The organism is Streptomyces sp. NPDC088730 (genome assembly GCF_044751215.1).
Classification (GTDB): Bacteria; Actinomycetota; Actinomycetes; order Streptomycetales; family Streptomycetaceae; genus Streptomyces.
Window position 1 is genome coordinate 1 of sequence record NZ_JBIVLK010000034.1, and the last position, 6,151, is coordinate 6,151.

Below are 6,151 nucleotides of genomic sequence, written 5' to 3' on the forward strand. Positions count from 1 at the left end.
GCCGGTGTGGGCGGGAGCGGCCTGGGCGGACCCGGCGGCCACGGCCGAACCGGCCATGACCAGACCGGCCAGACCCGAAGCCCGCAGCACATTCCGGCGGGACGAAGCGTTGGCGGACATGACGGAGGTACTCCTCGCGTTGTCAGTGCTTGTCGATGCTTGTCGGTGCTTGTCGGTACTGCTCGGTACTTGCTGGGCACTTGCTCTGTGGCCCCGGTGCGTGCCCGGTGGGCTCGCAGGGAACCGGCTGTCAGATCGTGTTGCGGTACGGCGGCATGAAGCGCATCCGCGGCATCTGATCGGCCAGCACCCCGCCGTCCACGACGATCCGGGCCCCGGTGAGGTAGGCACCGGCGTCCGAGGCAAGCAGCAGCAGGGCGCCCACACACTCGTCGGGCTGTGCGTACCGACCGAGCGGGATGCGCTCGCGGTACGCGGATTCGAAGGCCTCCCGGTCGAAGGGGAACTCACCGTCGATGGGGGTCTCGACCATGCCGGGGGCCAGGGTGTTGGCGGTGATGCCGTACGGGGCCAGCTCGACCGCCAGGGTCTCGGTGAGCAGTTGGGCGGCGGCCTTGGAGGCGTTGTAGTGGGCCAGTCCCGCTTCGGCCACCAGGGCGTTCTTCGAGGTGATGGTGATGATGCGGCCGGCCACGGAGTCCGCCGTCATGTGCTCGGCGATGCGCTGGCTGAGGAAGAACACCGCGTCCACATTGACCCGCATGATGTGCGACCAGCCGGCCGGGGTGATCTCGTTGAAGCGTTCCAGCGCCGCCGTGCCCGCATTGTTGACCAGGATGTGCAGCGGGCCGTTGTCGGCCCGCACCGCGTCGGCGAGGCCGGCCAGCGCCTCGATGTCCGCGAGGTCCTGGCCGTACACCCGGCAGCGCCGCCCGAGCGCCTCGACCTCCGCCCGGGTCCGCTCGATGCCCTCGGCGCCCGGCAGGTCGACGAGCACCAGGTCGGCGCCCGCCTCCGCCAGTCCCACGGCGAAGGACCGGCCGAGGCCCCGGGCGGCCCCGGTCACGAGCGCGGTGCGGCCGGTCAGGTCGAAGCGGTCGGTGCCGCGGGGCGGGACGGCTGCGGTCATGGCGGGGCTCCTCCAGGCGGAGAGATACGGAACAGGGCCTTGCCTTCGGGCTGGGTCGGGCCGCCGCGCGGGGGACACATGGGTGAGTGCGCGGCGGCCCTGCTACCGGCCGGCGCCCCCGGACAGGGGGATGAACCGAGGCGCCATACCGGTAGTTCGGGGGAACGGCGGGTCAGCCGTTCAGGCCCAGCAGATCGAGCGAGGGCCGGTGGATGATCTCCTCGATCGCGTCCGCGTCCAGCGGCGGCAGACCGGGGATGCCGGGGATGCGGGCGATCTCCCGGAGCCCCTTCACCGAGTCGTCGACCGTCGTGAACGGGTAGTCGCTGCCGAACAGCACCTTGTGGAAGACCCCGTAGTCCTGGACCAGCCGGAGGCTGTGCCAGAGCTGGAAGGGCCGGTAGTGCAGGGCGCTGAGATCGGCGTACACGTGCGGGTGCTTGCGGATGACCGCGATGCACTCGCCCTCGAAGGGGTGGCCGAGGTGGGCCAGGACCATCCGCAGCTCGGGATGGCGGATGGCCACCGCGTCCAGGTGGCGGGGCATCGCCCACTCCAGCGGCGCGCTGGACACGAACGTCGTGCCGGTGTGCACCAGCAGCGGCAGCCCGTGCCGTTCGGCGTACGTGTACAGCTCGTCGTACTCCTCGGCGGCCGGGTCGAAGCCCGCGTACATCGGCATCAGCTTGATGCCGCGCAGGCCGAGCTCCTGGTGGCCGTAGCGCAGCTCCTCCTGCCAGCCGGGCTGGGTGGGGTCGAGCGCCAGGTAGCCGATCAGCCGGTCGGGGTGTTTCCCGACGTACGCGGCCACGGCGGCGTCGTCGACCCAGAGGCCGCTGCGGCGGGCCTTGCCGCCGACGACGATCGTGCGGGTGGAGTCGGGCGCCGTGGCGGCGTACTCCTCCCACTTCACCGTGAGGTCGACCTCGCCCGCGTGGGCGCGGGCGGAGTCGGAGCTGAACGGGTCGGTGAAGTCGTGGCTGTGCCGGAAGAGATGGGAGTGGACGTCGGTGATCATGTGCGGTTCCGCTTCTCCCAGCCGTCCGCGAACATGTTCCAGAAGCGGTGGCTGGGCGGGTGTTCCTCGAAGACCTCGTCGACGAGTTCGACGCCGAGTCCGGGGGCGGTCGGCAGTCCGATGCGGCCGTCCGCCATCGGGAGGGTGCCCTTGAGGGCCTCGAAGACGAACGGTTCCAGGAGCCCGTCGAAGGTTTCGAGGATCTTGAAGTTGGGGATTCCGAGCGCCGCGTGCACCGAGACGGTGGTGCAGAGCGGGGAGTTGGAGTTGTGCGGGGCGACGAGCATGCCGTGGGTGTCGGCGATCGCGGCGAGCTTCCTGACCTCGGTGAAGCCGCCGGCCATGGAGAGGTCGGGCTGGATGATGTCGACCGCGTTGGTGGCGAAGAGCTGCTTGTACTCGTAGCGGTTGTGGAAGTGCTCGCCGCCGGAGATCGGGAAGGCGGCGCGCTGGCGCAGTTCCGCGTACCGCTCGATGTGGGTCCAGGGCATCGGCTCCTCGAACCAGCCGATGTCGAACGGTTCCAGTTCCCGTACGAGGCGGGCGGCGGTCGGCATGGCGAAGCGGGCGTGGCCCTCGATGAAGAGGTCGATGTCGGGACCGATCGCCTCCCGGACGGCGGCCACGAGGTCGATGGAGCGGCGCAGTTCGGCGCGCTCCAGCTCGTGCAGGCCGGGGCCGAAGGGGTCGAACTTGAGGGCGGTGAAGCCCTTGGCGACGGTCTCCTTCGCCTTGGCCGCGAAGGTCTCGGGCTCACGTTCCCCGGTGTACCAGCCGTTGGCGTAGACGCGTACGTCGTCGCGGCAGGCGCCGCCGGTCAGCCGGTAGGCGGGGACGCCGAGCGCCTTGCCCATCAGGTCGTACATCGCCTGGTCCAGGCCGGACAGGGCGACGCCGCCCATGTCGCCGCCGCGCAGGAAGTCGCCCTGGTAGACGCGGAGCCAGAGCTCCTCGACGTCGAAGGGGTCGGCGCCGATCAGGTGGCGCCGGGCGATGGCCTCGGTGAGCGCGCAGACCTCACCGACCCGGTAGGGGTGGGTGATCTCCCCGATGCCGGACAGGCCCTCGTCGGTGTGGACCCGGACGTAGCCGAAGTCGCGCCAGGAGGTGCCGAGCATCAGGGTCTCGACGCGGGTGATCCGTCCGGCGGGGCCGACGGGGCGGGTGCGGTTGACGGTCAGCATCAGCGGGTCGCTCCACCCATGGTCGAGGTGTTCTCCAGGTCGCGGGCGCCGCCGTCGGCGAGGACGGCCCTGACCGCGGTCTCCGTTCCCTCGATCAGCCGGTCGACGTCGGCGTCGGTGTGCGCGTAGCTGATGTGGCTGCGCTTGAGGTTGAGCGGCAGCTCGAACAGGCCGTGCTCCAGGAGCTTGCGGCGGTAGCCGACGAACAGCGAGGCGTCGTTCTTCAGCAGGTCCGCATAGGTGCGGGGGGCGTCGCCGGGCATGAAGTAGCTGACGAAGACGGAGCCGTAGCCGGTGACGACCGCGGGGACACCGAGGCGCTCGTACAGTCCGGTCAGTTCGGTGCGGACGCGGCCGCCGAGCCGGAAGACGTGGTCGTGGACCGGCTCCTCGCGGAGTTTGCGCAGGGTGGCGAGGGCGGCGGCGACGACGGACGGGTGGCCGTTGTACGTGCCGGCGAAGAAGGCCGGGGCGCCGGGGCGGGTGGAGAAGAGGTCCATCAGGTCCGCGCGGCCGCCGATCGCGCCGACGGGGGCGCCGTTGGCGATGGCCTTGCCGAGGGTGGTGAGGTCGGGGGTGACGCCGGAGATCTGCTGCCAGCCGCCCAGCGCGTGCCGGAAGCCGGTGATGACCTCGTCGAAGATCAGGACGCTGCCGGCCTTCGTGGTCTCCTCGCGCAGCGTGGTGAGGAACTCCTGGTACGGCAGGAGCGCGCCGACGTTGTGCGGGACGGGCTCGACGATGACGGCGGCGATGTCGGAGCCGTGCTCGGCGAAGGTGCGCCGGACGGCCTCGCTGTCGTTGAACGGCAGGACGAGGGTGGCTTCGAGGACCTCGGGCAGGATGCCGGTCGAGATCGGGTCGTGGCCGCCGACCTTCTCGGGCGCCGAGATGACGTTGAGGCTCACCGAGTCGTGCCAGCCGTGGTAGCAGCCCTGGAACTTGACGACCAGGCGGCGGCCGGTGGCGGCGCGGGAGACCCGCAGCGCGTGGAACGTGGCCTCGCTGCCGGTGCTGGTGAGCAGCACCTTCTCGATCGAGGGGATCAGCTCGGTGAGCTGTTCGGCGAGGAGGACCTCGCCCTCGGTGACGCCGACGCCCATGTGCCCGAGGGTCGCCCCGGCCTCGGCGGTCGCGGCGGCCACGTCGGGGTCGTTGTGGCCGAGCAGCGGCGGGCCGAACGCCGAGTGGAAGTCGGTGTACTCGCGTCCGTCGGCGGTACGGAACCGTGCGCCGTCGGTCCCGGTGACGACCAGGTCGGTCAGTCCGGGAACGCTGCGCTGACCGCTGTTCACGCCGCCGGGTACGACCTGGCGGGCGCGTTCGGCGAGTCGGGCTCCGGATTCGTTGCCTACCGGGCCTGAACTCATGGTGCTTGCTCCTTGCGTCGAGAGTCGTCGGTTTTCGCGGGCCCTGCCCGGCCCGTGAGTCCCTGGCGCCATCCGCCCGGCAGTCGCCGCAGGAAGAGGTGATCCGTGGTACTCGGTACTGCGTTTCGTTTTTTCAGAACGCTGTTCTGTAGAGCAGAACAGTGCCTGGATATTACGTCCGCCTCTGGGGCCGGTCAACCCCCTTCCGGCCACTCAAGGCCCCGATTTCCGGGTTTTCTTGACTCGTACGTACGGCGCGGGGCCCAGTAGGCACTAGGCTGTTCTGCTATGACGAACAGTGCTGCCTCTGAGGAACCGAAATACTGGGTCAAGAGCGTGGCCAGGGCAGCCGACATCCTCGAAGCCCTCGCCGCCCCCTCCCAGGGGAACGGCCTGAGCGTCACCGAGGTCGGCCAGGTCTGCTCCATCTCCAAGAGCGCCGCGTTCGGCATGCTCCAGACCCTGCGCGCCTACGGACTGGTCTCGGACGACGGCGAGGGCATGAACCGCCGCTACCGGCTCGGCATGAGCCTGGCCAGGCTCGGCGACCGGGCCAGGTCCCAGGTCTCGCTGCGCGGGGTCGCCCACCCCGTCCTGCGCGAGCTCAGCCGCACCACCGGCATGGCCTCCAGGCTCGCCGTACCCGAGGACGGCCACGCGGTCGTGGTGGACCAGGTCGAGCTCGACCAGCGCGTCCGGCTCGATCTGCGGATGGGCCAGCGCGAGCTGCCGCACTGCACGGGCCTGGGCAAGGCGCTGCTCTCCGCGGTGCCGCAGGGCGAGGCCGCCTCGATCGTCGAGCGGTTCGGGCTGCCCCGGCGCACCTCCCGCACGATCACCGACCCGGCGACCTTCCTGTCCCACCTCCGCGACATCGCCAGGGTCGGCTACGCCCTGGACGACGAGGAGGACGCCGAGGGCATCATCTGCATCGGCGCGCCGGTCTTCGACGACCGTTCGGTGTGTGCCGGGGCCGTCTCCATCACCGGCCTGAAGACCGGCCTGCCGGCCTGGCGCTACCAGGAACTGGGCGGCCAGGTACGGGACTCGGCGCGGCGGATCAGCGTCTCGCTCGGCTGGGCCGACGACCCGGAGGACGGTGTTTCGGACACCATGACATCGCATTCCGACGAAATCGGGTCTTGACCGATCGGCGTAACCCGTCGTAGGTTCCCTGCCAACCCCGGTGACACCCACCCGTCACCGCCGATTTACCCCTCCCGGTCCGATTCCGACGTCTGCCCAACGCGTCGTGAACCTCCGACGGCCGGACCCTTTTCAGCCATCCGCCTCACGGCAGTCCACCGCAGGAACGCTCCCTCACTTGTCGCACTTCTTGGAAGGCGAAGTCCGCATGAGCGTTCCGCACCACTCCACCCCTGCCTCGTCCCGTCGCAATCTGCTGCGGGCTTCGGGTCTGGCCGGTCTGGTCATGGCCGGTTCGGCCGTGGCCGCCGGGTCCGCCCAGGCCGCTCCCGCCCACACCGGT

At 70.4% G+C, this 6,151-nt stretch carries 5 protein-coding genes; 1 reads left to right on the plus strand and 4 read right to left on the minus strand.

Annotated elements, in window-relative coordinates; translation table 11 throughout:
- Positions 1–250: 250 nt before the first annotated feature.
- From ACIP89_RS37705 to ACIP89_RS37720, 4 genes are all read right to left on the minus strand, one after another.
- Positions 251–1,090 carry an SDR family NAD(P)-dependent oxidoreductase gene (locus ACIP89_RS37705; protein WP_401934120.1) on the minus strand — a complete coding sequence of 280 codons (840 nt, stop codon included), beginning with the start codon at positions 1,088–1,090 and terminating at the stop codon, positions 251–253.
- Positions 1,091–1,262: 172 nt separating this feature from the next.
- The gene (locus tag ACIP89_RS37710; protein ID WP_073739454.1) at positions 1,263–2,108 is read right to left on the minus strand and encodes an amidohydrolase family protein; all 846 of its coding nucleotides are present in this window, start codon (positions 2,106–2,108) and stop codon (positions 1,263–1,265) included.
- Positions 2,105–3,292 carry a mandelate racemase/muconate lactonizing enzyme family protein gene (locus ACIP89_RS37715; RefSeq protein ID WP_401934727.1) on the minus strand — a complete coding sequence of 396 codons (1,188 nt, stop codon included), beginning with the start codon at positions 3,290–3,292 and terminating at the stop codon, positions 2,105–2,107. The genes ACIP89_RS37710 and ACIP89_RS37715 overlap by 4 nt, the downstream gene beginning before the upstream one ends.
- A complete protein-coding gene (locus ACIP89_RS37720; RefSeq protein WP_402119013.1) occupies positions 3,292–4,662 on the minus strand; it encodes an aspartate aminotransferase family protein in 1,371 nt (456 codons plus the stop codon). The genes ACIP89_RS37715 and ACIP89_RS37720 overlap by 1 nt, the downstream gene beginning before the upstream one ends.
- 288 nt (positions 4,663–4,950) lie before the next feature.
- Here ACIP89_RS37720 and ACIP89_RS37725 point away from each other — a divergent pair, with 288 nt between their 5' ends.
- The gene (locus ACIP89_RS37725) at positions 4,951–5,808 is read left to right on the plus strand and encodes an IclR family transcriptional regulator (protein ID WP_401934127.1); all 858 of its coding nucleotides are present in this window, start codon (positions 4,951–4,953) and stop codon (positions 5,806–5,808) included.
- Positions 5,809–6,151: the final 343 nt, after the last annotated feature.

What these genes read in the sequence shown, in the direction of transcription:
- ACIP89_RS37705 (WP_401934120.1), bottom strand. Translation starts at nt 1,090, where the DNA reads ATGACCGCAGCCGTCCCGCCCCGCGGCACCGACCGCTTCGACCTGACC.
- ACIP89_RS37710 (WP_073739454.1), bottom strand. Translation starts at nt 2,108, where the DNA reads ATGATCACCGACGTCCACTCCCATCTCTTCCGGCACAGCCACGACTTC.
- ACIP89_RS37715 (WP_401934727.1), bottom strand. Translation starts at nt 3,292, where the DNA reads ATGCTGACCGTCAACCGCACCCGCCCCGTCGGCCCCGCCGGACGGATC.
- ACIP89_RS37720 (WP_402119013.1), bottom strand. Translation starts at nt 4,662, where the DNA reads ATGAGTTCAGGCCCGGTAGGCAACGAATCCGGAGCCCGACTCGCCGAA.
- ACIP89_RS37725 (WP_401934127.1), top strand. Translation starts at nt 4,951, where the DNA reads ATGACGAACAGTGCTGCCTCTGAGGAACCGAAATACTGGGTCAAGAGC.